The organism is Marinobacter sp. ATCH36 (assembly GCF_023555055.1).
Lineage (GTDB): Bacteria > Pseudomonadota > Gammaproteobacteria > Pseudomonadales > Oleiphilaceae > Marinobacter.
On sequence record NZ_JAMJPL010000002.1, the window covers coordinates 182,253 to 207,126 of the forward strand.

Annotated in this window: 18 protein-coding genes and 1 pseudogene; 13 read left to right on the top strand and 6 right to left on the bottom strand. The window is 55.1% G+C overall.

The window, feature by feature from the left end; all coding sequences use genetic code 11:
- Position 1 precedes the first annotated feature (1 nt).
- Positions 2-2,932 (bottom strand): SNF2-related protein, encoded by a 2,931-nt coding sequence (locus M8010_RS08550; protein WP_250090413.1) that lies wholly within the window; start codon positions 2,930-2,932, stop codon positions 2-4.
- Between the two features lie 299 nt (positions 2,933-3,231).
- Between M8010_RS08550 and M8010_RS20120 the strand changes: the two genes are divergently transcribed.
- Together M8010_RS20120 and M8010_RS08555 are read left to right on the top strand one after the other, a co-directional pair.
- Positions 3,232-3,321: an AlpA family phage regulatory protein gene (locus tag M8010_RS20120; protein ID WP_502846207.1), complete on the top strand. Its 90-nt coding sequence runs from the start codon at positions 3,232-3,234 to the stop codon at positions 3,319-3,321.
- 207 nt (positions 3,322-3,528) lie between these two features.
- Positions 3,529-4,422, top strand: a complete 894-nt coding sequence (locus tag M8010_RS08555; protein ID WP_250090415.1) for a protein rep — start codon at positions 3,529-3,531, stop codon at positions 4,420-4,422.
- A gap of 99 nt (positions 4,423-4,521) precedes the next feature.
- Here M8010_RS08555 and M8010_RS08560 read toward each other — a convergent pair whose 3' ends face one another.
- Positions 4,522-4,824, bottom strand: coding sequence for a hypothetical protein (locus tag M8010_RS08560; RefSeq protein ID WP_250090417.1), 303 nt, complete (start codon positions 4,822-4,824; stop codon positions 4,522-4,524).
- Positions 4,825-5,050: 226 nt separating this feature from the next.
- On the opposite strand from M8010_RS08560, the gene M8010_RS08565 reads away from it, so the two are divergent.
- The 3 genes and pseudogenes from M8010_RS08565 to M8010_RS20125 all read left to right on the top strand — a co-directional run.
- Positions 5,051-5,674 carry a DUF6088 family protein gene (locus M8010_RS08565; protein ID WP_284048040.1) on the top strand — a complete coding sequence of 208 codons (624 nt, stop codon included), beginning with the start codon at positions 5,051-5,053 and terminating at the stop codon, positions 5,672-5,674.
- Complete coding sequence (locus tag M8010_RS08570) at positions 5,671-5,940, top strand: hypothetical protein (protein ID WP_250090418.1); 270 nt, start codon at positions 5,671-5,673, stop codon at positions 5,938-5,940. The genes M8010_RS08565 and M8010_RS08570 overlap by 4 nt, the downstream gene beginning before the upstream one ends.
- 675 nt (positions 5,941-6,615) lie before the next feature.
- Positions 6,616-6,717: pseudogene (locus M8010_RS20125) on the top strand (transposase); the annotation flags it as partial.
- Positions 6,718-6,720: 3 nt separating this feature from the next.
- Here M8010_RS20125 and M8010_RS08575 read toward each other — a convergent pair.
- From M8010_RS08575 to M8010_RS08590, 4 genes are read right to left on the bottom strand one after another with little or no spacing between them, the layout of a single operon-like run.
- Positions 6,721-7,704: a lipid A deacylase LpxR family protein gene (locus M8010_RS08575; RefSeq protein ID WP_284048041.1), complete on the bottom strand. Its 984-nt coding sequence runs from the start codon at positions 7,702-7,704 to the stop codon at positions 6,721-6,723.
- A gap of 15 nt (positions 7,705-7,719) precedes the next feature.
- Positions 7,720-8,511, bottom strand: a complete 792-nt coding sequence (locus M8010_RS08580) for a MipA/OmpV family protein (protein WP_250090422.1) — start codon at positions 8,509-8,511, stop codon at positions 7,720-7,722.
- A gap of 13 nt (positions 8,512-8,524) precedes the next feature.
- Positions 8,525-9,934, bottom strand: coding sequence for a TolC family outer membrane protein (locus tag M8010_RS08585; protein WP_250090425.1), 1,410 nt, complete (start codon positions 9,932-9,934; stop codon positions 8,525-8,527).
- Entirely contained in the window at positions 9,931-10,554 is a 624-nt protein-coding gene (locus M8010_RS08590) for a TetR family transcriptional regulator (RefSeq protein WP_284048042.1), read from the bottom strand. The genes M8010_RS08585 and M8010_RS08590 overlap by 4 nt, the downstream gene beginning before the upstream one ends.
- A 156-nt stretch (positions 10,555-10,710) precedes the next feature.
- Between M8010_RS08590 and M8010_RS08600 the strand changes: the two genes are divergently transcribed.
- From M8010_RS08600 to M8010_RS08635, 8 genes are all read left to right on the top strand, one after another.
- Complete coding sequence (locus M8010_RS08600) at positions 10,711-11,883, top strand: efflux RND transporter periplasmic adaptor subunit (RefSeq protein WP_250090427.1); 1,173 nt, start codon at positions 10,711-10,713, stop codon at positions 11,881-11,883.
- Positions 11,883-14,999, top strand: a complete 3,117-nt coding sequence (locus M8010_RS08605; RefSeq protein WP_250090429.1) for an efflux RND transporter permease subunit — start codon at positions 11,883-11,885, stop codon at positions 14,997-14,999. Before M8010_RS08600 ends, M8010_RS08605 begins: the two co-directional genes overlap by 1 nt.
- A gap of 114 nt (positions 15,000-15,113) precedes the next feature.
- Positions 15,114-16,928, top strand: coding sequence for a phospholipase D family protein (locus tag M8010_RS08610; RefSeq protein ID WP_284048043.1), 1,815 nt, complete (start codon positions 15,114-15,116; stop codon positions 16,926-16,928).
- 468 nt (positions 16,929-17,396) lie between these two features.
- A complete protein-coding gene (locus M8010_RS08615; protein ID WP_250090431.1) occupies positions 17,397-18,386 on the top strand; it encodes a lipid A deacylase LpxR family protein in 990 nt (329 codons plus the stop codon).
- A 62-nt stretch (positions 18,387-18,448) separates the two neighbouring features.
- A complete protein-coding gene (locus tag M8010_RS08620; RefSeq protein ID WP_250090432.1) occupies positions 18,449-18,916 on the top strand; it encodes a GbsR/MarR family transcriptional regulator in 468 nt (155 codons plus the stop codon).
- Between the two features lie 61 nt (positions 18,917-18,977).
- Entirely contained in the window at positions 18,978-20,342 is a 1,365-nt protein-coding gene (locus tag M8010_RS08625) for an efflux transporter outer membrane subunit (protein WP_250090433.1), read from the top strand.
- Positions 20,339-21,637: an efflux RND transporter periplasmic adaptor subunit gene (locus M8010_RS08630; RefSeq protein ID WP_250090435.1), complete on the top strand. Its 1,299-nt coding sequence runs from the start codon at positions 20,339-20,341 to the stop codon at positions 21,635-21,637. The genes M8010_RS08625 and M8010_RS08630 overlap by 4 nt, the downstream gene beginning before the upstream one ends.
- Positions 21,634-24,870, top strand: a complete 3,237-nt coding sequence (locus tag M8010_RS08635; RefSeq protein WP_250090436.1) for an efflux RND transporter permease subunit — start codon at positions 21,634-21,636, stop codon at positions 24,868-24,870. Before M8010_RS08630 ends, M8010_RS08635 begins: the two co-directional genes overlap by 4 nt.
- Positions 24,871-24,874 lie beyond the last annotated feature (4 nt).

Sequence of the window (24,874 nt, forward strand, 5' to 3'; positions counted from 1 at the left end):
GTTACACCACATGCCAGCGCAGGGTGAATAGGGTGTTGGTTTCGGTCTTTTCCTGCAAACGTTGCTGCAGAGATTCAATAAGTTGATCGCGCTGGTCGATGATTTCATCCTCCACGGCAAAGATCTCCTGCCGTTGGCGGCGCTGCTGCTTTTCCAGTGCTGAAATCTCCTGCTGGATACCAGACTGTTCTTGAAGGGTTGCAGCCTTACGGGCATCGCGTTTGAGCTGCGTGATTCGTGCCTTTGTATTCCTCAGCGCTTCCTCTGCGGCCATCAGCTTGTCTTCCGCCCACTTTTCCAGCTTGTCGCGTTCATCGTTGAACAGGCGCTGATTGATTTCGAGGATATCTGCGATAGCCGCAGCAATGTGGCGATCACTGTTAGCGTTTAATTCAGCAGGGGGCTGATCGGTCAGTCTTTCCGGTTGGCCCTGGGCCTCAACGGCCATGAGCTTTTTACAGGCCTCCTGGTCAAGAATGCGACCATCATCGGTCAGGCCAGAGAATAACAGTTCGTCAGTGGTTTCAAACGCAGTTACCTCAAGTCTGTCCAGGCGAAGCCAGCCAGCCTTTCCAACCAGGCTTTCGATTAGGCTGATCTTGCTGCCATGGGCGCTGTAATTGAAAACGAGTTGTGCCGCAGGTGTCGGAGACGCCAAGCTGGTTTCCAGCGTCCATTCGCCTAACGGGTGACTGAGACGGTAAGCATAAGCAAGCATGTCTGGCTGAGCCGCGCCACGAATCAGTTGGTAGCGACCAGGAGCGACCGGTGGGCTGATCCCGGTTGGAGACTGCTTGAGCGCAAAGGCATAGCTGGCATGATCAAAGCGTGCTTGCTTTTCCAATGCAAAACGCGTCGCACCCCAGAACCATCGACCCAATTTATCGAGGCGCGCTTCTGCTTCATCCAGGCGTAACTTGAGGCGGTCGTGAACATCTTCATCGAAGTTTTCCAGCAGCTGGCTCTGAGTATCTTGAATCCGATCGTTGATCGCTTCTTCCAACTCGGCCTGCAACGTATTGAAGGCTTGCTCGATATCATCCGGATGTCGACAGGTCTCATAAATAGTGAGAATTCGCTTTTCAAAGTCGATACCGCTTTCGATGCGCCCCAGCACTTCGTCTGATGCACCAAAAACGCCGGAGAACAGGTTGAACTTCTCAGACAACAGTTCCAGTACGCGCTGATCTGCCTGATTGCGGGTATTGAGAAAATTTATGACGACAACATCATAGCGCTGACCGTAACGATGGCAGCGGCCAATACGCTGTTCTACCCGCTGAGGGTTCCAAGGCAGGTCATAATTAATGACCAGCGCGCAAAACTGCAGGTTGACCCCTTCGGCAGCGGCTTCCGTGGCGATCATGATATCGGCGCCGGTCCCATCATCCTTACGGAAATGGTCAATCAGCGCAGTACGTCGATCCACCTGAGGCGAGCCAGTGACTCGGTCCGTGCCCTGATGTTCAGCCAGCCACCGCTGATAGATCAGCGTGGTGTCTGGATGATTATTCGTTCCACTGAAAAGCGCCAGTGTACCGCCATAGCCGTTCATCGCTAGAAATTGATAGAGATACTCTTGAGTACGCTTGGATTCAGTGAAAATTATGGCTTTGCGAGGAGCGCCCAGCTCGGCCATGTTGCTGAAACCGTGCTTGAGTGCTGTGAGCAGTGATTGAGCTTTGGTATCACCACTCAGCCCCTGGGCTAGAGCGATGATTTCGTTTAACTCAACGAGCTCTTGCCGTATCGCCTGTTTTTTTTGCTCTGGCCCTCGGGTTACCAGATCACTGACAGCAATCTCACCTGCATCTGCGTTTTCAGCCTCGCGGTTCTCTTCCTGGTCTTCCTCAAGGTAGTCGGTTTCAAGGTCATCGTCTTCGACCCACTGTTCAATCAAATTAATCTTGTCGGCGTCGGCTTCGTCAATCAGCATCTGTTCCAGCCTTGCACAGATAGTTGCGAGCGTTGCCAGGATTGCAGGCGTGCTGGAGGCGAGCAGCTTTCGAAGAATCAGCCCGGTTAAGTGACGCTGGCGTTTAGGCAGGGCATACGACTCCTCCCGCACCAGAAAAGCTGAAATGCGTTCATAAACAGCCTGCTCTTCATCCGTAGGATTAAATGGCTGGGTAAGCGCCTTGCGTTCGGTGTACTGAATGTACTCCAACACATCTTTACGAAGCGTTCGTTGAGTAAAGCCAGCTAACCGACCGCGTAAATCCTCAAGCCCACTCGGACTATTCACGTACTGTTTACGGAAAGCCTTTTCATCCCCGAACAGATGTTCGTCAATCAAGGTTGATAGGCCATACAGTTCCATGAGGGAGTTTTGCAGCGGCGTCGCCGTGAGCAGGAGTTTTTTGCGACCTTCTAATGCCCGGCGCAATGCTTGCCCGGTCCGATTGCTGGGACGATGAGCATTGCGCAGCTTGTGTGCCTCATCAATAACCACCACATCCCAGGGCACAGCCCGCAGTTCTGCTTCCAGCCGGGCCGCAAACTGATAGGACATAATAATGACGGTTTTGCCTGCCAACCGCTGAAGGGTATCCAGCGCACTTCCAGCAGACTGCTTGCGGAGCGCCACAGCATCCAGGACGGTGGTTGGAACAGCAAACTTTTCCAGCAACTCTTGCGCCCATTGCTTGCGCAGACTGGCTGGTGCAATTATTAGAAGTTTTCGGCGCCGCTCTGCCCACAGCTGGCACACGACCAAGGCCGCTTCAATGGTTTTCCCCAGACCCACTTCATCAGCAAGCAGAACACCCTGCTGAAGCGGGTTGCGCATCGCAAAAAGCGCCGCCTCAATCTGATGCGGGTTAAGGTCAACACTTGCGTCAAAAAGTGACTGCGAAAGCCGATCCACGCCTTCAACGGCATGCCTTCGCGTCAGTTCATGCGCGTAGTATTTTGCATGGTAGGCGGTGATCAAAAACGAGCTCCTTGAAACTGCATCGGTCTGGAGTATTTAAATGCGAACGGAGTTAACGAACCCTATCGTCGCTCAGACTGCCCCGCCGCTGACTTCAAAGCCCGCAACAGACTATAGACCAAACAACTTCGGCACGAGAGACATGCATAAACGCCTATAGCGTTCCATAGATCATTCTTTACACGCTGCCGTGATCTTCTGAGGGTAACTACCAACAGGAGACCAAGCATATCGAAAAATCAGCGATCTAGCAGGAAAGAAGCTGAAGATCCGTTTAACACACCAGTTTAAATGCCCCTTTGCAGTTTCCGAAGCCCATCCCCCTACATCGGCGCCCTATCGACTGCGCAGAATCTGAGATTGAGGTGTGGATTGGGCACTGCATTTAATGGCAAGCCCCCGTTAACTCCGGCAGGCACGTCAATCTTCCTTCTTTATATCTATTATTAGTCAACTACTCGACATCATAAAACACCTATATATCAGCATGATACCAGGCCTAATCAATGGCCTTCCTCGGTAAATTAGGCACAAATCAACCCTGCACATCAATCTCAACCAGATAAATCGACATCACCGCATTGGGAGATAAACTGATGACCATTACCAATAATCAAGACCCCGTCCTTGAACAACTAACCATCTTAAAGCGCCAAGCAGAATGGACTGGCCAAATCTTGCTCAGTAACCCGCTTACTGCGGGTGCAGGCATGAAAATCTTAGAATGTGCTGAACAAGTATCCCTGTCTTACAACTCTCCCTTTTCTCCAAAGCCTGTTACGTTCTACTGCAAACAACGACAGTGCCCAATCTGCCAATGGCGACGCTCCCAAAGAGCATGCGCGGAGATGCATCAACTTTTTGACCATAGGCCGGACCTTGCCGAGGGAAAATGGATTTTCCTGACACTCACAGCCAGAAACTGCGAGACCTGGGATCTTCGGGACACACTGAAAAAAATGAAAGATGCGTTCCAGCGCATGACGAGAAGGCACTTTTGGCAAGAGAACGTGCTCGGTGCAATTCGGTATACCGAGGTCAGCGTTGGTCAGTCAGATCCAAATACCGCACACCCTCACTTCCATTGTCTTTTGCTGGTCAGACCCTCAATGTTCGCTGGCAACAACTACATGTCAACAAAGCGGTGGGCCGCTGCATGGGGGTCCGCTTTGCAGCAACAATACACCCCAAGAGTTCAAGTCGAACGTCTACAGGGTACGCCACAAGAGATCAGAGCGCAGGTTGTTAACTGGGTAGGCTATTCAACCAAAGCTCGGCGTGATACACCAAGTGCTCCATGGCTCATCACAGTCACTCAACAACTCAAGGGTCGGCAACTCGTTCAGGTATCGGGAGAGCTTGGCACTATTGCGCCGCAGTTCAATACAGAGGATGTAGCGGACGTTGATTGCACTGCGATCGGGCAACAGGGATACCAAGGAGCCACTTTCCGTTGGGATTATCAGAGTAGATCGTATTACCCTGTCTGACCGAATCGTTGTCCACCCTCCCTCAAAGCTAGACAGGCGCCGCGACTATGAGTGACTCGTGGTTGCCTGTCTTTACGAAGCGGATATCGGCCGTGCCAATCAGAGCGCCTCAACGCCCTCGTTCTCACACAATTCCTGATAAGTACTGTTAACCGCTTCCCGCTTATTTGCTGGCACTGGCTCTGGGTTCAGCGCAGTAACGTTATACCCTACGGTATTACCCTGGTTATCTGACTCCACTTGCCCGAATTTTTCAGCTTCGGCACGCTTGGTTGCCAGCTGCTCAGCCATTTCAATTGCCTCATCCTTGGCAAGCCCCTTCACCACCATCAGTTCCGCTGCCTCTTTCAGGATTGCAGAGCGCTCAAGATCTGAATCGTCGATATTGTTACCTAAGCTCATGTTTACTCCATCTCGGGCCATTGTTGATGTTCGTGACCACAGCCATGAGGTCACCTGCCCCAAGAGGTTACACAATGTGAAATAAAACCGGAACAGGATGCGTAAGCTCCAGACTTTCTTTGTTCACCGTAGTAAATTATACGGTCCTGACATTAGAATTCTTGCGCTCCGCGTCAGTAAAGGGCTAGGCTAAATCCACTATGTTATCGCTATGTCAGGTTAAACCATGTCTACGTCAGAAAAAATAACCCGTCGATTGCGGCACATGAGGCGGGGCGTCCCGTTTTCCATTAGTCAATTCCATGAGCTGGGCTCGAGTATGTCTGTGCAAAAAACACTAAGCAGACTTGCTCAAGAAGGCGTGGTCGAGCGCGTGGCCAAAGGTATGTATGTTCGCCCAAAGCCCTTGGCCAGCATGCCATCCATCAAGATCACGGCAAGTGCCGAACAGATTGCCAGGAAATGGGCACAGCAGCATGGTTACACGCTGGTGAGGCAAGGGGTTGAGTCCGCTTATCGACTCGGCCTGCAAACCCAGGCCCCTGTCAAAACAGTGTTCTGGAGTAACGGTGCCAGCAGAACGTTTTCCATAGGCAATGAAGTCGTCGAAGTGCGGCATGTCGCGGAATCAAAGCTACGATGGAAATCACGCCCGGAAGGTGAGTTACTGCGAAGCTTAACCGTCACCCCAGCCAATTCCGTTAAGCTCAGCGGACTGAAAAAAGCCCTTTCCAGGCTGAAGCTTTCCGAATCAGAAAGCCGAACGGCTATCAGAAAGCTCAAGTCGACGCATCTGCCTGAAGGGTGGCTCGCCAAACTAGAGCAGTTCGAAAAGGAAATGATGGCTTGACTGATATTTTCGATCTTTATCGCGATCCCAAAAAGCATGACGAGCTGAAGACCATCCTGAACCTTGGCGCCCAAAAGCATCCTGCTGGACTGGCCCAGAATTTCTTGGAGAAAGATATCTGGGTAGCCGAGGCCCTTCGTCTACTCAACAACGAGAACCTGCTTGGCGCTCACTCAACCGCTTTCAAGGGCGGTACCGCCCTGAGCAAGTGCTGGAGAGCCATTGGCGTTTTTCCAGGTATCCCATGGCGTCAGGTCTTTGAGTGAATCGGAGCGGGAGTTAAAACGGGGCCTTGCAGACTAGAAAAAGGTCTGCTTCGTGGTCTTTGGCACCATAGTCTAGTCGGTGAAAACATTGGAAAGCGGACCTTTTTGCCGCGCCCAAACGGGCTATTTCGGGTGGCCTCGATAAGTACTCCAACGTCTGTTTGAGCAGGGCCTGATTAAGATGTTCTGTTGAGGCCCAACGGGCCTCCTTCTAGAAGTGACAACAGTAACGGGGTAGAACCCAAGTAATAAATTCCTCCAACAGGATATGCCGCCTCTTCAACTTGCCTCCATATACCAGAAATCATTCGCTAAGTAACTTGTTTGTTCCCAATTAGGTGTGGGCTGGCGAACGGAACAGACAGCGAAAACTCGCGCATGCGTTTAGTAAAGATGTCCTTATTCCGCTTTTTGTCGAGCAGTCCTACCGCAGGGGTGATGCACGAACCCAGAAATACGCCGGCAGCTATGCGCATGAGCCAGTCTGAAAGAATTGAGAGCAATTGAATTTGTGCGGACTTCTCAGGGCTGGGGTCAGGTTCGGGAAAGGCGAAGTAAGCTCGCCAGAGCACTGCAGCAACGAACAAGATAACGCCTAGGAGCATTGCCAGGAGCCGAATTTGGAAGTGCGGTTCATGTGCAGCCTAACCAGGCTGCAGAAAACCCGATTTCGGACGCAGCCAGACCCTGACCGAACCGGACCCCCGGTTTCTTTGGCGGATCCTGCGACATGCGTTGCCCAAGGGCTTGCGACGGGCGCGGGAATACGGGCTTCTCCCATCAGAAGCGATATGTAGCCGAAATAGTCCCAAAGGAAAGTGCATCTTTATTAGTTTCCACCTGACTGGTCGTCGCCCTTAGCGTGATGGCAACCTGGATTCCAGATGAGTGCCATCCAGCTCCCACGCCAGCCAGGCCGACAAGCGGACGTTGGTCGTAATCATAACGACCCGACTGCTCATCCAGATAGGAATAAGGTATGGCTTCTATACCCAAGCCGATGAACGCTGACCAACCCGGGCCGGGGGCATTTAGTGAACCTGGCAAGCCGATGGTTGAGGAGGCCCCGGCATAATCGGGGATGATATTGGCGGGGAGGTTGGCGCCGATTCGCCACGACACGCCCAGCTCGCCACTGCTGATAAAATTCGAAAGCCTGCCGCCGGCTACCCAGGCCATCTCCTGGTGCATCCCGCTGCCAATTTCATCGCGAAACAACCTGCGGGCATGAAAGGCGTGAAGTTCGCCGATCACATCGGTGCCAAGCTGGTTATCCCAGCCATTCGGGTTGGTGCTACCGGTCAGTTTGTGAACCCATTTTTGCGTAACTTCGGCGCCGGAACTCGGTCCAACGACACCCAAACCAATGCCATATCCGGTCAGTGATTCTGAATTCCAGCTCCACAGAGTGACCGAGCCGGAGAGGTAGCCGACGTAAGGCAAGTCCTCATAAACCGGGCCAGAGGCTTGTATGTTCTCCGGCGTTACCATCAATTGGCTCAAGCTAAAACTCAGGGCATGAGCGTTACCCGTCTGACCGATAACCGGCAGCCAGTCAAAAGCATCCCTGGCATTTTGGGCTAGACACACCTTGCAGTCGTTGTTGTTCTCGGCTGAGGGAGTCAGATAGGACAATCGACCGCCATTGGTATAGCCCTTATCCGACCCTGTCAGCAGATCGTTGTCCCAGGAAATACTGAGGGCCCCGGAACTGGCCCCGGCAAAGCCGGGAATGAGTGCAAACAGAAGAATGATTAATCTCAAGAAAGCTCAGCCCCGTTAAAAACGATAGTTCATCAATAACCCGCCGAAGCCCTGAACAGGATCTCCAATATCCGCAACAATAGGGCTGTCTTTGGCCTCTCCAGTCAGGTAGGCCACTCCTGCCAAGCCGGTCAGCGACCAGTCAGCACTCAAGCTGTAAGTCATAGCACCGCCAAAACGCACTCGCAGGTAGCCATTATCAACATCGTAGGCGGTCAGGCCCGAGCGGGCACTCTCTGACTCAGAGATACCAAACATGCTCTCGGTCCAGCGCTCACTGCTGTAGGTGAGGCCGGGGCCGGCCGACAGAAAAAGGTTCTCTGTCAGCGGGGTGCGCCAACTTCCCTTCAGAGTCAACTGATACCCGTCGACGTCACCGGTGAACGGTGTCTTCACCGACGCACTGTACTTGAAAGGCCCGTCTTCCAGGGCAAGGCGTAGACCAATGGCAGCCCCACCCTCTACCTTATCCAAGTCGCTCAGGTCATCCTCGTTGTCACGTCCGTCGACATAACCGATGAACGTCGATAGCGACCACGAATCCCGGTTAATGAAATTCCACCCCAGGCCATCACGAATATTCAGGTAGAACCGGTCGCCATAACTCAGGTTCAGGTTGGGCAGTCCACGGGTTTTGTAGTCATCGCTGCCAAGATAGTCGGGTGCGTAGAAGGCACCCGCCCCGATACTGCCATCCCAGTCAGAGCTGGTCATGGCGGTCTGCCAATCAGCGGCTGCAAGCACGGTTGGACAGAGCACTACCAATGACAGGGCCATGGCTGTGGGCGCATATTTGTTGGGTAACATAACCTTATCGCCTTCAGTTTTCAGTTGGATCGTCGATGGTTTCATCATCCTCGGCCAGAGCTTCGATGCCCGGAGCGGACGCACTGAGCCAGCGGTTCAGGTCCATCAGATCCTGCGGGCTTAACGTGCCGGCTGACTGCTTCAAGTTGAGTGTATTGAGCACATAGTCGTAGCGGGCGTTGGCGTAATTCTGCAGGGCTTCGTAATAGTCCTGTTCGGCATCCAGAACTTCGACAATGTTGCGGGTACCGACATCGTAGCCTGCTCGGGTGGCATCCAGGGCGCTTCGACGGGAGATGATGGTCTGCTCCAGCGCTGAGGCGGACTCGATGTTGGTGTTGACCTGACGAAACAGGCTGCGGGTGTTGACACGTACGTCCCGGCGCACGGTATTCAGGGCTTGATCGGCCACCGTGACCAGTGATCTCTGTTGCCGCACTCCGGCCTGGATACCGCCGCCAAGGTACAACGGCACGTTCAGGGTCAGGCTGATGACACCCTCGGTGGTCGCCCCGTTTCCAGAACGGGTAGCGCCGCCGCTGCCAGCTGTCGAGCCTGTGCCGCCGGGCCCAAGGCCGCTGATATCCGTCACACCATAGGAGGCATTCAGATCCAGCGCCGGGTAATGTCCGGCCTTGCGGCTCTCAAGGGTGGACTTGCTGGCATCCAGTTCAAGCAGGGCAGTCTGGATTTCCCAGTTCTGTCCCAGTGCGATTTGCTCCCAGTCAGTGGGGTTCATGGGCGTAGGTCTGGCCAGGGGGAATTCCTGACGCAGGTTGTCCAGTTGCTCGGTGTATTCACCAGTCAAACGGGCGAGCTCTTCCCGGGCGATGGCCAGATCACTTTCGGCGGCAATGCGCTGGCTTTTGGAGTCATCGTAGCTCGCGCGGGCCTCGTACACCTCGGTAATTGCGATCAGGCCGACGTCGAATCGCTCCTGGGCCTGATCGTACTGCCTGCGGATGGCCATCTCGGTGGCCTGTGCAGTGGTCAGCGCATCCGCAGCACGCAACACATTGAAGTAGCCTTCCGCTACGTCGAGGATCAACTGCTGCTGGGCCAGGTTGTATTGAGCTCGGGCGGCCTCGCTCCGGATCTGGCTGGTTTCGAAACCAAACCAGGCGTCAGCGCGGAACAGCGGCTGAGTCAGTTCAACACCGTAGCTAAAGGTCTTGTAGGAGTCTCCACTGGCGTTGTCCGGGTCGGTGTCAGTGTGCCGGGCATCGCCGAACGCATTGACCCGGGGCAACAGGTCGGCGCGACTAATATCAATGCTCGCCTGCTCGGCCTGCAGAGTAGCCCGGGCCTCGGCAATACCGGAATCGTAGGTAAGCGCTTTCTCGTAAGTCTCGATTAGGTTCATGGCCAGCACGGGTTGGGCTGCGATCGCGGCCACAAGGCCTGGCAGCAGGCGTCTGTTCATGGGGTTTCCTTGTTTTTGAGAAATGATTCGTTGTCAGGGCAGAGGCCCCGGAACAGCGTGTCGACCAGGCCTTCCGCTTCGGAGCTCAGATCGTAGGCGCCTGGATCCCTGAGCCAGTCGAAGTAGATGCCCAGCATATGGGCGTGCAGGGAACGGGCGGCCTGTTTGGCGGTCAGTGACGGGTGAGGCGGGTGGCTGCTGAAAAATCGTGTCAGTGTATCGACGGCTTCCTGCGCCATTTCATCCTGCAGCCTCAGGCCGTGTTCCGATTCCGTATGGTGGAACAGGATCTTGTAGACGCGGAAGTGGCGTTTATCTTCAACGAGTTGCTTAAGCGCGTAGATGCACAGGTTTCTGAGGGTCTGTAGATCACCAGTCTGTTCGTCGGCGGCGTTTTCCGTCATCTCTGCCATTGGCAGTCGCACCCGTTCGAGCATGGCGTTGAAAACCTCTGACTTATTTCGGAAGTGCCAGTAAACCGCGCCACGGGTAACTTGGGCCGTGCGGGCGATTTCCTCCAGTGAGGCTCGGGCCACGCCCTTGCTGAGAAAGACCTGCTCTGCTGCATCCAGTACAGCCTGACGCGTGACTTCGGCTTCCGCCTTGGTTTTTCTGGCCATAGTAGGTTTCCATCGTTACGAGAGTTGGCAGTGCCGTCCGGCACGCTCCTGCCTCAATATTCAGGACAGTATCATGCCAAAGTTTTTTGCATACATCCATGAATGAATGTATCTTGCCACTAATTCGAACGCGTCTTACCCGAGGAGATCTCTGTCATGCCGTCGCATGCTGCCCTGCTGTATATACCCAAATCGCTGTTTCAGGCCCTGCTGCTTTCATTACTTGTAGTCAGTCTCGCCGCCTGCAGCGGCGACAAAAATGCAAACGCCGGTGGAGGTGGTGGCGGGCAGCCAGCCCCAAAGGTCATCGTAGAAACGGCTGAAACCGGGGATGTGGAAGTGCGTCAGGACTATGCCGGGCGAGCTCGCGGTGCCCGGGAGGTAGAAGTTCGCGCCCGCATTCAGGGCATCCTTGAGGAGCGCCTGTATCGTGAAGGCCAGATTGTAAGTGAAGGTGACTCCCTGTTCCGCATTGACCCCAAGCCCGCGGAAGCCGCCTTGCAGGGCGCAAAGGCACAGCGTCAGGTAGCCAGGGCTGACTTGCGTCAGGCTGAGCGCGAATGGAACCGCATTTCCTCGTTATACGAGCGTAATGCGGTCAGTGAACGCGACCGCGACTCTGCCCGCTCTGCCCTGGAACTGGCCCAGGCCAATCTGGCAGTTGCCGAGGCAGGCGTTACTGAGGCCGAACTGAACGTTGGCTATACCGATGTCAGGGCCCCGGCTAACGGTGTGACCAGTCTTGAAGATTTGCCCGAAGGTAGCCTGATTAACCAGGGCACGCTGCTGACCACCATCGTGCAACAGAACCCGGTGCATGTCCGGTTTTCATTACCCGAGAACGATGCGGCAATACAGCGCACCGCTCGTGAGGCAATGACGGATGCGGCCAGCGCCAGAGACGTGGCTGCCACGCTGATTATGGCGAATGGTGAGGTATATGACCGCACCGGCAAAGTGGATTTCACGGCCTCCACTTTAGACCCTCGGACGGGTACCGTATCCGCCAGGGCCGTCTTCCCCAACCTCGACAACCAGATTATCCCCGGGCAGTTTGTCAGGGTGAGAGTTCAGCTTCAGACCCTTGAGAATGTGGTAACCGTGCCGGAAAAAGCGGTGACCGAAGGCGCAGACGGGCCGCAGGTTTTCGTGGTTGATGACGACAGCGTGGCCCGTGCGCGCCCAGTTCGCCTTGGGCCGGTCGTGGATGGGCGCAGGGTCATACTGGAAGGGCTGGAGGCAAACGAAATCTTCATTACCAGCGGCCTGGTCAATCTCCGAAACGGAGCCGAGGTGAAGACCGGTGATGACAGCGAGGAGGCCGAGTAATGCTGCGTACCTTCATTGACCGTCCGATCTTCGCATCGGTTGTTTCCATCATCATTGTCATCGCTGGTGCAATCTCGCTTTTGGGATTGCCTGTAGAGCAATACCCCAATGTGGTTCCGCCCCAGATCGTGGTTGAAGGCCGTTATCAGGGTGCCAATGCTGACGTTATTTCAGACAGCGTTGTGGCGCCGCTGGAGCAGGAAATCAACGGTGTGGACAACATGATCTACATGGAGTCCAACGGCACGGACTCCGGCAGTTTCAGTATCACGGTCTCGTTTGAAATCGGCACCGACCCCGACCAGGCCACCATCAACGTTAACAACCGGGTGCAGCAGGCCCTGGCGAGACTGCCTCAAACTGTGCGCGACCAGGGCCTGACGGTAGAGGCCCGATCCACATCGATACTGCAGGTTCTGACATTGTCTTCGCCCGATAACAGCATGGATGTAGTGGAAATTTCCAACTATGCCCTGCTGAACGTGCTGGACGAACTGGTGCGCCTGCCGGGTATTGGTAACGCCTCCCTGTTTGGCGCTCAGGATTACTCCATGCGAGTCTGGCTGCGCCCGGACAAACTGGCTCAGTATGAGCTTACACCAGCGGATGTAGCCGCCTCGTTGCGAGCACAGAACGCCCAGTTTGCGGCCGGCCGCATCGGCGCCGAGCCAGCGCCGGAAGGGCAGGCTTTCACTTTCAGTGTGTCGGCACCCGGGCGACTGACCAGCCCGGAAGAATTTGGTGAAGTGATCCTTCGCAGTGACGAGGACGGAGCCTCGCTGCGGCTCAAGGACGTTGCCCGAATAGAGTTGGGTGCCCAGAACTATGACTTTGCTGCCGCCTATAACGGAGATGATACCGTGCCTGTGGGGATCTACCTGCAACCAGGCGCCAACGCGTTGGATGCGGCGGACGCCGTAGCTGAAGCCATGGAGGAAATCAGCGAACGCTTCCCGGAAGGCCTTGAGTATGACGTTCCATACGACACCACTCGATTCATTGCTATTTCCATCCAGGAGGTCATTACCACCTTCGTTATCGCCATCCTGTTGGTTGTCGTGGTGACCTTTCTGTTCCTGCAACACCTGCGGGCAACGCTGATACCGCTGGTGGCTATTCCGGTCTCGCTGATCGGTACCTTCGCGGGCATGCAGGCGATGGGGTTTTCCGTCAATCTGCTGACATTGTTCGGGTTGATACTGGCTATCGGCGTGGTGGTGGATAACGCCATCATCATTATGGAGAACGCCGAACGGCTGATGAAAGAAGAAGGGCTGTCTGCCTACGATGCCGCTGTGGCAACCATTCAGCAGGTTTCCGGGGCGGTGATTTCATCCACGCTGGTGCTGGTGGCAGTCTTTGCACCGGTTGCCTTCCTGGGCGGGCTGAGTGGTGAGCTGTACCGCCAGTTCGCCATCACCATCGCCGTGTCGGTAGTGATTTCCGGCGTTGTGGCGCTCACCCTGACACCGGCCATGTGCGCCCTGCTGCTCGGTGGCCAGTCTGATAAACAATGGGCACCATTCCGCTGGTTCGATGCCGGCTTTAATCGGCTAACCAATGGGTTCTGTGCGGTTGTCGACTGGCTGCTACGCCATGCCGTGGTGGGCGTCCTGTTATTTGCGGCCATGATTGGTGGCGTTGTTCTTTTGATTGACCGAATGCCCACCGGCCTTGTGCCCCAGGAAGATCAGGGCTTCGTTCTTGCCGCGTATTCCCTGCCCCCGGTGTCTTCCCTGAGCCGCACATCGGATTTCCGCGACGATCTGGTTGGTCACATGATGGACATGCCCGAAGTTAGCGATGTGGTGGCGTTTTCTGGCTTTGATATTATATCCAGTGCGTTGCGGACCAACAGTGGCGTTGCTTTTGTCACCCTGGAAGACTGGGACAAACGCAGCGGTGATGGCGAGGATGCCGCCAGTGTGGCAGGGAAGATCATGGGCGTCGGTGGTGCTCTACCTGAGGGGTTTGTAATAGCTTTCACGCCGCCGCCAATCCAGGGACTGTCAACCACCGGTGGTGTCGAGGGCTATATTCAGGCCCGGGGCGGCAGGACACCCGAAGACATCAAGGCCATTGCTGACGAGTTCACTCGCAAAGCAAACGAACGGCCAGAGCTGCAGAACGTGAGGGTGACGCTCGATACCGGCATTCCCAAGTACCGCGCCAACGTCGATCGGGAGAAGGCTTTGGCCTCGGGGGTACCCGTTGACCAGATTTTCACCACCATGCAGAGCACCTTTGGCGGGCTCTATGTGAACGATTTCACGCTGCAGGGCCGGAACTGGCAGGTAACGCTGCAGTCTGAAGGTCAGTTCCGCAGCCATCCGGACGATCTGCGCAAGGTGTTTGTACGGTCCAACTATGGTGAGATGATTCCCGTAAGTTCCCTGGTAGATCTTGAGCGCACCAGCGGCCCGGACATTCTCAATCGCTTTAACGTTTACCCGGCCGCCAAGCTGTTGGCGGACCCGGGGCCGGGATTTACCTCTGGCGATGCGCTTGCGGCTTTGCAGGAGGTTGGGGACGAAGTGTTTGACCGCAACACACTGATGGGCTGGACTGGCGAAGCATTCCAGCTTCAGGATTCCGCAGACTCCGGTATGCTGGCATTCGGCATGGGCCTGTTGCTGGTTCTGCTTATTCTGGCAGCACAGTATGAGCGATGGGGTTTACCGGTAGCGGTCGCCACGGCCGTTCCGTTCGGGGTTTTCGGTGCCATTCTGGCCGCCATGCTGCGCGGTTTCCCCAACGACATCTACTTTCAGGTTGGCTTGCTGGTGCTGATTGGCCTGGCAGCGAAGAACGCCATTCTGATTGTGGAATTTGCCGCCCAGAATCGTAAAGCTGGCATGTCCGCAGCGGAAGCCGCCAGTGCGGCAGCCAGACAGCGTTTCCGTGCCATTATGATGACCGCCCTGACCTTCATCGTTGGCTCTCTGCCACTGGCGTTCAGCACCGGTGCCGGTGCCGTCAGCCGACAGGAAATCGGAACCGTCGTCGTTGGTGGCATGATCGCCGCCAGCACACTTGCGCTGTTCTTTGTGCCGCTGTTCTACAAGCTGATTGAGGATTTCGGAGACTGGCGAAAGGGCTCGAAAAGCGGAGCTTAGGAGGCGTCAGGATTCCTCCGGAATGCGCCCATATGTGGACGTGATCACTACTTCGAAGGAGCGTCTGTCTCTCAAGGATGAGCGGGCCGTTGGTCCCCATGTCCCCGGCCACCGATGGTGCTGAACGAGGAAGCCATTGCTCGGACGACAATCTGGCCGCTGGAGTACCAGCATTCGGTCTATGAGCCGAACTATCACAAAATCATCCGGGACTTTGCCGAAAACTCGGGCATCACCTGGGCCCGACTTAACGCCGAGCTGGAAAAGCTGGCGGGCCTTAAGGAGAAGGTGGTGGACTTGGATACACCTAAATCAAATCAATATTTTGGAATCCGGGTAGTTATCTTGAGGCATCTTCTTTTTTATCGGTTCTGCGTTTTCTTGAAACGCTCTGTGTGGAAACCTCTGTTGCCTGTCTGCTTTGCGGGTTTGTGGTTGGCGGGCTGCTCCCTACCTCCTGTTGATAAGTCCGAATCCAATGCATTAAGCCTGTCTGAATCACAATTAACCCGGCTGGGAAAAGCGATTGCGCCAAAGCTCTCGGATCATCCGGGAAAAAGCGGCATCTATGCACTGACAAACCCCAGAGATGCCTTCGCCGCAAGGATTTTACTGGCGAGAGTGGCTGACCGAACGCTCGATGTGCAGTACTACATCTGGCACGGGGATATCACCGGAACGCTTCTTTTGGAAGAACTCCATACGGCAGCCGACCGCGGCGTTCGGGTTCGGTTGCTGGTGGATGACAACGGCACCTCAGGGATCGACACAGAGCTCGCAGCACTGGCGTTACATCCGTTGATCGAGATTCGGCTGTTCAACCCCTTTGTTGTCCGTTCACCAAAATGGTTGGGGTATTTGACGGATTTTTCCCGAGCTAACCGGCGCATGCACAACAAATCGTTCACGGCCGATAATCAGGCATCGATTATTGGCGGGCGTAACGTGGGTGACGAGTATTTCGGCGCAACGGGCGGTGTGCTGTTCGCCGATCTGGATGTGCTATCCGTTGGGCCGGTCGTTGCCGACGTGTCGGCAGACTTTGACCGCTACTGGGCCAGTGATTCTGCGTACCCCATTGATAATATTGTGTCACCGGTTTCAGAGATGGCTTTGGATCAACTCAGTACAAGGGCTTCTCTGATAGAGCGCGACAGTGCCGCTTCAGCGTACGTAAACGCAATATCCGAATCAGAATTCATTGAAAAATTGCTGGAAAATGAATTAAAAATGGAGTGGGCCCGCGCCCGAATGGTCAGCGATGATCCGGCAAAGGGTCTAGGATTGGCAGAAAAGAAAGGGCTCCTCACGCATCAGCTTGGCGAGATTTTGGGTGCGCCGGAGAGCCAAGTTGCTTTGGTATCTCCGTACTTTGTGCCCACCGAAGCCGGTGTTGAGGTCTTTTCAGCTTTAGCGGCTCGGGGAATTGAGGTAAGTATTTTAACCAACTCACTCGATGCAACGGATGTCGCCGCGGTGCATGCAGGCTACGCCAAGCGGCGCAAAACCTTGCTTGAGGCAGGTATCCGTTTGTTCGAGATGCGACGCCTTTCTCCAGAAGTTAACCGTAACCTGAGTGCTGGCCCATTTGGCAGCTCAGGTTCCAGCTTGCACGCAAAAACGTTCGCTGTAGACGGTGAGCGGATGTTTGTTGGTTCGTTTAATTTCGACCCCCGGTCGTTCAACTTGAATACAGAACTCGGGTTTGTGATTGAAAGCCCCGTACTGGCACAGAACGTTCACCGTGCTTTTGAGACTGCCATACCGCGCAATGCCTACGAAGTTCGTATTGATGACGATGGCGACCTGTATTGGCTTGAGCGTGTAGGTGATAGGGAAGTTCGTCACGAGAAAGAGCCTGCCACCGGTTTTCTGAAACGGACCGGGGTTCTTCTACTCTCGATATTGCCTATTGAATGGTTGCTCTAACCCTTGTCATCTGGTCCTGCTTCAATAACGTTCGCTCGCCGAACCAATTGGAAGCCCAGATCCTTAGGCACTCGTTATCGAACGTTCCTTCTAATTTTTCTGGGCACCCTGATTTAATGATTGCTAAACAAGATCCTGAGATAGATAACTAGTTAATTTCTCATCGGATTTATTGGTTAATGGTTTCTGCAAATCCCTGAATCGCCGCAGGAGTTCTTTACACTCGCCAGTCTCTGTCATTAGCGCAGTTCGTATTTGACGAGTGAAAGATTGTTATCGTTTGTTGTGCGATTAGTTTGTTCAGTTTAAACTGAACAAACTAAACAATTGGCTTTATTAGAGCAAGTAACTTATGAATCATGTTGCAGTTCCCACGCCAAGACGCTGTTGTCTGGAATGTCTAGAGAGGGCAAGGAGCGGGTGCTTGCTCCCTAGCTGGGCCAATATGGTCATGACTGGAAACTTTGAATGCAGCGCGGGTGTGCATTGACTCGGTTTTGCTTCGGGCTAATGTTCGCCGGCCTTGCCCCCTCTGCATTCGCCGATGGTCTCCTCTCTCTCAAAGTAGAAAACGATGCCTTCTCTGCTGGCGGCGATCGTCACTACACCAATGGCATCGAGGCGATTTGGGCATTTGAACCCGTTGAAGGGCATTGGACCCGCCGTTTCGCCGAGGCGCTTCCGGGATGGTCGGCCGACAGCCTGGTCGGCGTGGCCTATCGCTTTGGACAGCAGATGTATACGCCGGAAGATATCGAGGTCGAAGCGCTCATCGAAGACGATCGCCCCTATGCTGGCCTGCTCTTCGGCGGAGTCTCGCTTCTAAACAATCACCAGCATGACAGATGGCGACTGGCAGAAAGCCTACACATCGATATCGGCATTGTAGGGCCGGCTTCCGGAGCCGGGGCTTTGCAGAGGGGTTATCATGAGTGGATTGCCTTGGACGATCCGAAGGGCTGGGATAATCAGCTTGAGAATGAGCTAATCGCCAATCTTGCGTACAAGCGCGGCTGGATATTTCAGCAGCGTTTCGCCGGTCTTGAAGTCGAATACGGACCGTCTGCGGGTTTTGCTCTAGGCAACTTGTATACCTACGCGTCCAGCGGCCTGGGGCTTCGCTTGGGAGAAGGGCTCGATCGTAGCTTTGGCATTCCCGCCGTGGCCCCTGCGTATGGAGGGCAATCGTCCTTTCAGCGCGACCAGGGCTTCAGCTGGTACGTCTTTGCCGCTGTCGCAGGCCGCTACATGGCGCACAACCTGCTACTTGACGGCAATACCTTTGAGGACAGCCACTCCGTAGATCGTCGTGAATGGGTCGGCGATGCCCAGGTGGGTGCTGCGTTGACTTGGGATCGCTGGCAGCTGGCTTATACCTACCTTTGGCGCAGTGACGAGTTTGAGCAACAGGAAAGCTTCGATCAGTTTGGGTCGATCGTTATCTCGACCTGGTTTTAAAACAGCAAACAGACGGGGGTGAATCCATTCGACGGACTGACAAAAATGGGAATTCGTTAACTATGAAAATACTCACTGAACCAGAATCGCACTTTATTGAGCGCTTGGGTCAGCAGGCTCAATCCGATGGACTTCCTCGCATCGCAGGACAAATTTGGGCTGCGCTCATTATCTCTGATGACCGAGTAAGTTCATCAGATTTGATGGAACTGCTGCATATCAGCAAGGGCAGCATCAGTACGAATACACGCCTTCTTGAAATGCTCGGCATCGTTGAACGAGGGTCAAAACCTGGCGAACGGCAGGATTTTTTCTCGATCCGGCCTAACCCCTACGCTGCCCTGGTTGAAGGACAGGTAAAACGCTTTGAGGCGGCAAAGGCAGTTGTCGCCGAAACCAAATCGGCGATTACTGCAGATCATACTCGCACCAAACTCGCTGACCTGGAGCGGTTCTACACGCTGTACCACGATAGCTCCAAAGAGTTGTTGAAGCGATTGAAGTCGCAATCCTCTGAAGATGGAGCATAAAAGGGTCATGGTCCAACTTCCACATCAACATGTTCTTCACTCCCTGCGCTTAGCCGCCATTTTGAGTCTAGCTATTCTTGCAGGATGTGCTTCCACGGCTGGGCCGGAAACCGGGAGTAATCTTGATGACCTACCTGCCACCTGGACGACAGAGTCAGCGGCTTCAGAGGTCGAACCTGAGTGGTGGCTTCGCTTCCAGGATGAGCGGCTGAATGCGCTGATCAACGAAGCACAACGACTCAACACGGGTATCGGTCAGGCCGAGGCACGTGAGCAGCAGGCCCGGGCGCAAGCGGAAATCGCCGGCGCGGACCGTCTGCCCCAGCTCAGCGGCGCCTTTGACGCCAGTCGGCAAAAACAACCCCTGCCTGGCGGCGACAGCGCAATCACCGAAAACTACGGCGCGTCGTTGAATATATCCTGGGAAATCGATCTCTGGGGCCGCTTGGGCGCGCAATCGGAAGCAGCGCGCGAGGAATACCTCGCCTCGGCCGATACACTGCGATCGGTCCGTCAGTCGATTGCGGGGCAAACCGCCAAAGCCTACTTCGCGGTCATCGAGGCCCGTGAGCAGGTGGCATTCTCGGAAGAAACGGTTTCTGCCCTCGCCGAGACCGCACGCCAGGTCGGAAACCGGGCCGATGTCGGAGCCATTTCCCCCGCCGACAAGCAGCTTGCCATCACCAACCTGGAAACCGCCCGGGGTGGACTGCAGCAGCGCCTGGACTCCGAACAACGCTCATCAAGACAGCTTGAAACCATCCTGCGGGATTATCCGGCCGGCGAAATCCACGCGCCGGAAGCGCTCCCACCCATACCGGCCGCTCCTCCGGCGGGACTTCCCGCCGAGCTCTTGCTGCGCCGCCCCGATATATCCGCGGCTGAGCGCAACCTTCGTGCAACGGGACTGCGAACGGAGGCAGCCCGTAAGGCTTTTTTGCCCGCCATTACCCTGACCGGATCCTCGGGCAGGCAGAGCAGCGAGCTCGACAATCTTCTCAATGGCGGTTTTTCGGTGTGGTCCATTGCCGGCCAGATCGTTCAGCCAATTTTCCAGGGCGGCCGTCTGAGCGCCAGTCTGGACCTTGCCGAGGGACGACAGCGAGAGGCGGCGGAAGCTTACGCTGAAATCGTTTTACAGGCGCTGCGTGAAGTTGAAAATGCGCTGGCCGCCGATCGCTACCTGGCAGATCGCGAGGCATCGCTTCGAGCGGCAGCCGAAGCCGCGGGAAATGCGCAGCGCATCGCTTTCAATCGCTATGCGCAGGGCTTGACGCCCTTTATCACAGTTCTGGAGTCGCAGCAGCGAGCCCTTGACACAAGAAGCGCGTGGATTGCCGCACGGCGGGCCCGCCTCGACAACCGCGTGGATCTGCATCTCGCCCTCGGCGGTGGTTTTGGTTCATCACAGGAGACAACCGAATGAATATCTACCGCTCGCTGATCATGGGCGCCTTCGTTTTATTGATACTGTCGGCTTGCGACAGCTCAACTACATCCGGGACGGATGATCCAGAAGCTACGGCGATCAGTGTTCGTATTGCTGAAGTAGACTCTGGTGGTGCACTTCAGACATGGGTCTTTGCTGAAGGCACTGCCCGCGCTGTAAAACGGGAGTTTCTCAGTTTCGAAAGCGCAGGCCGAATTGCCTATGTCGATCCTGACCTGAAAGAGGGTGATTCCATCAGCCAGGGACAAGTCATCGCGTATCAGCAACAGGATCGTCCGCAGGCAGATGTCGCAAATGCCCGCGCCAGTATCGTGGATGCACAAGGCCAGAAAGCCATTGCGCAAGCTACAGTCGAAGAGGCCGCAGCCAACCTGGATGTCGCACAAAACACATTTCGGCGATTTCAAACGCTGATTGAGCAAAAATCCGCATCGCAGCAAGAACTTGAGGACGCCAGAGCGAAACTTGAGCAGGCACGCGCCTCCAAGGTTCGCGCAGAGCGACAGCTTGCAGCTGCGACATCTCAAATTGAGGCCGCCAAGGCACAAGCGAACCGGGCCCGAGTCATCGCGGATGAATCACGCATTGTGTCGCCGATCGGTGGCGTGCTTGCACGTCTTAATGTCGAGCAGGGCTTCTATTTTTCCCCACAGCAAATTCAGTCCAACAGTGAGGCGGGTGCTCTCAATACAGTACCAGTGGTCATCATCGACCCGTCGGCCTTTGAAGTAACGGTTAAGTTGCCCTCTTACGCTCATAGACAGGTGACGGTCGGCTCCCCGGTTCTGTTTCAGCCTGGCGTGGGGCAAGGCGGTGTAGGCAGACTCAATTCGCAAAGTACAGAAGCTCCATCCCGTGTGCCTGAACGTTTCAACATTCGTGGCGAGGTTTATGCGATCAGCCCATCGGTTGATCCGCAAACGCGCAGTTTTTCAGTGAAGTTGCGCACCACCCAAGGCGCCGACCGTTTACAGGACGGCGAATTCCTGACGGCCTGGATTGCGGGGCCCAATGCGGAAGATGCCCTTCTCATCCCGCTCGGCGTGACGCGTTTTGACAATGACCAGCCCTTCGTATTCAGGGCGGATCCTGAGGCAAATGAGGTTTCACGCGTCAATGTCACCCTTGGCTTGCAGGGGCGCGAACACCAACAGGTGTTGCAGGGCCTGAACAAAGGCGACCGCATCGTCACTGAAGGCCGTGCTCGACTATCGGATGGCGACACCGTTCGGATCATTGGTGGCACCGACAAGGGGGTGAACAGCCAATGAGCGATATCGACGAATCATCCACAACCAGCAACACGCCACGCGAGACGGATGAGGTCACACGCGCCCATCCTCTTGCCCGTTTCTTTTTCCTGCAGACAACATTTGCGGTTCTCTTTACCGTTTTGCTGACTGCAGGTGGCTACTTCGCCTATACGAATCTGGTCAAGGAATCCCTTCCTGATCTCGACATTCCGATGGCAATGATCACCACTGCCTGGCCCGGTGCCGACCCTCAGACGATTGAAAGCCAGGTCACCAAGGAATTAGAGGATGAGATTGCGACACTAAAAGGTTTGAAGACCTTTTCGAGTGCATCATTTGATTCTTTTTCTATTATCGCGGTTGAGTTCACTGCAGACTCAGACTCGAATCAGGCGATGCAGCGCTTGCGCACTGCCGTCTCGGATGCTGAAGGCGAGCTTCCTGGCGATGCTGAATCACCCTCCATCCAACAGGTTTCCGTAGACGACCGACCGATTATGACTATCGCTTTGCATGGCGCAGCGTCTGATGCTGAGCTCAACAAGCTTGCTAAAACCCTCCAGGAGCGAATTGAGACCGTTAGTGGCGTCAACGAAGTCAACCTCGGTGGCTCACGGGACGAAATCATCCAGATCCTGCTTGACCCTGAACGCCTGCTCGCGCTCGGCATTCCACCGAACCAGGTCAGCCAGGCCATATCCGCCGCCAATCTTGATCAACCCTTCGGGGAAATCGAGAGCGATGATATCGGCGCGGTCGTGCGTCTCGCCGGGCAATTTCAGAGTATTGAAGACCTTGCACAAATGCCCGTGGTGCGACTTGGCAACACCATCAACGAACGATTGCTTCGATTGAGCGATATCGGTCAAGTACGCCGCCAACTTGAGAAAGAGGAGACTCGCGCTTTTTTCAGTGAAGCGGGCAGCCCTTTCAGCCAGACCATTGAAGTCAGTATCAAAAAGGCACCCGGTGCCGACACGGTAAAACTGATCGAGCAGATCAAAGCAGACCTCAGCCTCTGGCACGGCGACAATTTCTGGCCGCAAGGCGTGAGCTACAAAGTCACTCAGGACGAAGCCGAACAGATCTGGGATTCTCTGTCGAACGTCTTTATGAGCGGCCTGCAGGCCATGGTGGCGGTTTTTTTCATTTTGTTTTTGATCCTCACCTGGCGTGAGGGCCTGGTCGCCAGCCTGTCAATACCACTTTCATTTTTTGCCGCCATGCTTGCGCTCTGGTTGCTTGATTACAGCCTTAACGAGCTGGTGATTATCGGCATGGTACTCGCGCTTGGCCTGCTCGTCGATGTGTTCATCCTGATGATGGAAGGTTTGCACGAGGAAATTTACACTAACAAAAAAACGTTCGGGCAAGCCGCGCTCGCTACGATTGGAAAATATGGTATGCCGGCGTTTGCCGGACAGCTAACCACCATCCTTGCCCTTGCGCCACTGATCGCGATTGCCGGCACGGCCGGCAAATTCATTCAGGTGCTACCCGTCACAGCCATTGTGTCCCTTGTGGCCGCCTTCATTGTCGCCATGCTCGCCAGCGTGCCGCTTTCAAGGTTTGTTCTCGGCGGTGTTGCGCGTCAGGGAGCTGACACCCAGGAGACGCGCACTGACCGTGCCATGAACAACATCGCCAACAGGCTTAAGACATGGAGCCTGCAAACAACGTTGGTAAGCAAAAAAAGGGCGAGTGCCATGGTGGCGGGGGCGCTTGTTCTGTTTGTACTCTCGATGCTAGCGGCAACCCGTGTGCCGCTTGTTCTTTTCCCTGATAATGACGGGCTTAACCTTGGCATCAATATCGAGCTTCCCCCCTCAACGACCCTCGACACCTCTCAAGAAGTGGCCGACGCCGTGGGTGAATTGCTGCGCGACAAGCCCTCCTTTGACACGGTCATCAAGCTGGTTGGCAGCAAGAGTCCAATGGTCGGCGGCTCGATATCATCCGCGTTGAACCCTTCCGATGCGGAAAATTTTATCGGCTTTTCGATCACTTTGGTTGAGCTTGGCGAACGCGAGAAGCCCAGTTATGTACTTGCACAGGATATCCGCGCCGAACTTTCGAGCTATCTGAAGGCGAACGTGCCAGGTGCCTCTCTTCTCGTGCAAGCTGAAACTGGGGGGCCGAGCACGGAAGATCCCATTTCCATTGCCGTCTCCGGTGATGATATGAACGAACTGCAGCGTCTCTCATCCCAAATACAGGGCATGCTTAACCGCATCGCTGGCACAACCGATGTTCGCGATAATCTGGGCAGCGTCAAATCTGAAATAACATTAACACCTAACCGTGAAGCAACAGATTTCTATGGCCTGAGCCAACAGGATCTCGCTACCCAAGTCCGTTTTTCAATGGCTAACGACAAAATCGGCTCTTTCGCAACAACCGGCACGGAAGACGATCTCGACATTCATCTGGGCCTCAGCTGGCAAAGTCGAGATGGTGGGGCCGGCGGTCCAACCCAGCTTGCAGAAATGTCGATGATCCGCGCCTTCACCCCGGGCGGTGAGACCGTTCCCCTCCTGTCGCTGCTCGATCCACACGTCACGGAAGCGCCTATTTCGGTTATACATAAGGATGGTAAACGAACAATTACCGTCCTTTCGAAAATTGATGGTCGCAACGTCAACGAGATCATCGCTGAACTGACACCGAAGCTTGATCAGGCGCAACGTAATTGGCCCTCGGGATATGCTTGGTCGATTGGCGGCGAATCAGAAGAAATGGCCGAAACCTTTGGATCTGCAGGGGCCATGCTGGTAGTAGCACTGATCATGGTCTTCGGCGTTCTGGTCATTGTGTTCGGCTCATTTAGTCAGGCACTGATACTGATGACAACCATGCCGCTCGCCTTGATCGGTACATTTCTCGGTTTCTGGCTGACGGGCATGTCACTCAGCTTTTTCGCCGTCATCGGGGTGGTGTCGCTGATCGGTATCGTCGCCAATAATGGCATCGTCATGGTGGACACCATGAACCGGCTGTTGCGGAACGGCGCTGAAATCGCCGAGGCTGCGGCTGAAGGCGCCGCAACACGATTGCGCCCGATCCTCACCACCTCGATAACCACCGTTGTCGGGCTCGTACCGCTCGCCATCGGTAGCCCGATGTATGCGCCACTGTGCTACGCGATTATCTTCGGTCTGGTTGCTTCGACGGCGCTCTCTCTCATCATCGTGCCATGCCTGTATCTCCTGCTTACCAGGGAAAGTCAGCGCAGCGCCACCATTCTGGATTGAAACA

Bases quoted from the DNA above. Each gene is read 5' to 3' on its own strand.
- M8010_RS08555 (WP_250090415.1), top strand. From the start codon at position 3,529: ATGACCATTACCAATAATCAAGACCCCGTCCTTGAACAACTAACCATC.
- M8010_RS08585 (WP_250090425.1), bottom strand. From the start codon at position 9,934: ATGAACAGACGCCTGCTGCCAGGCCTTGTGGCCGCGATCGCAGCCCAA.
- M8010_RS08610 (WP_284048043.1), top strand. From the start codon at position 15,114: ATGGTGCTGAACGAGGAAGCCATTGCTCGGACGACAATCTGGCCGCTG.
- M8010_RS08620 (WP_250090432.1), top strand. From the start codon at position 18,449: ATGAAAATACTCACTGAACCAGAATCGCACTTTATTGAGCGCTTGGGT.
- M8010_RS08600 (WP_250090427.1), top strand. From the start codon at position 10,711: ATGCCGTCGCATGCTGCCCTGCTGTATATACCCAAATCGCTGTTTCAG.
- M8010_RS08580 (WP_250090422.1), bottom strand. From the start codon at position 8,511: ATGTTACCCAACAAATATGCGCCCACAGCCATGGCCCTGTCATTGGTA.
- M8010_RS08590 (WP_284048042.1), bottom strand. From the start codon at position 10,554: ATGGCCAGAAAAACCAAGGCGGAAGCCGAAGTCACGCGTCAGGCTGTA.
- M8010_RS08630 (WP_250090435.1), top strand. From the start codon at position 20,339: ATGAATATCTACCGCTCGCTGATCATGGGCGCCTTCGTTTTATTGATA.
- M8010_RS08635 (WP_250090436.1), top strand. From the start codon at position 21,634: ATGAGCGATATCGACGAATCATCCACAACCAGCAACACGCCACGCGAG.
- M8010_RS08565 (WP_284048040.1), top strand. From the start codon at position 5,051: ATGTCTACGTCAGAAAAAATAACCCGTCGATTGCGGCACATGAGGCGG.
- M8010_RS08560 (WP_250090417.1), bottom strand. From the start codon at position 4,824: ATGAGCTTAGGTAACAATATCGACGATTCAGATCTTGAGCGCTCTGCA.
- M8010_RS08605 (WP_250090429.1), top strand. From the start codon at position 11,883: ATGCTGCGTACCTTCATTGACCGTCCGATCTTCGCATCGGTTGTTTCC.
- M8010_RS08615 (WP_250090431.1), top strand. From the start codon at position 17,397: ATGCAGCGCGGGTGTGCATTGACTCGGTTTTGCTTCGGGCTAATGTTC.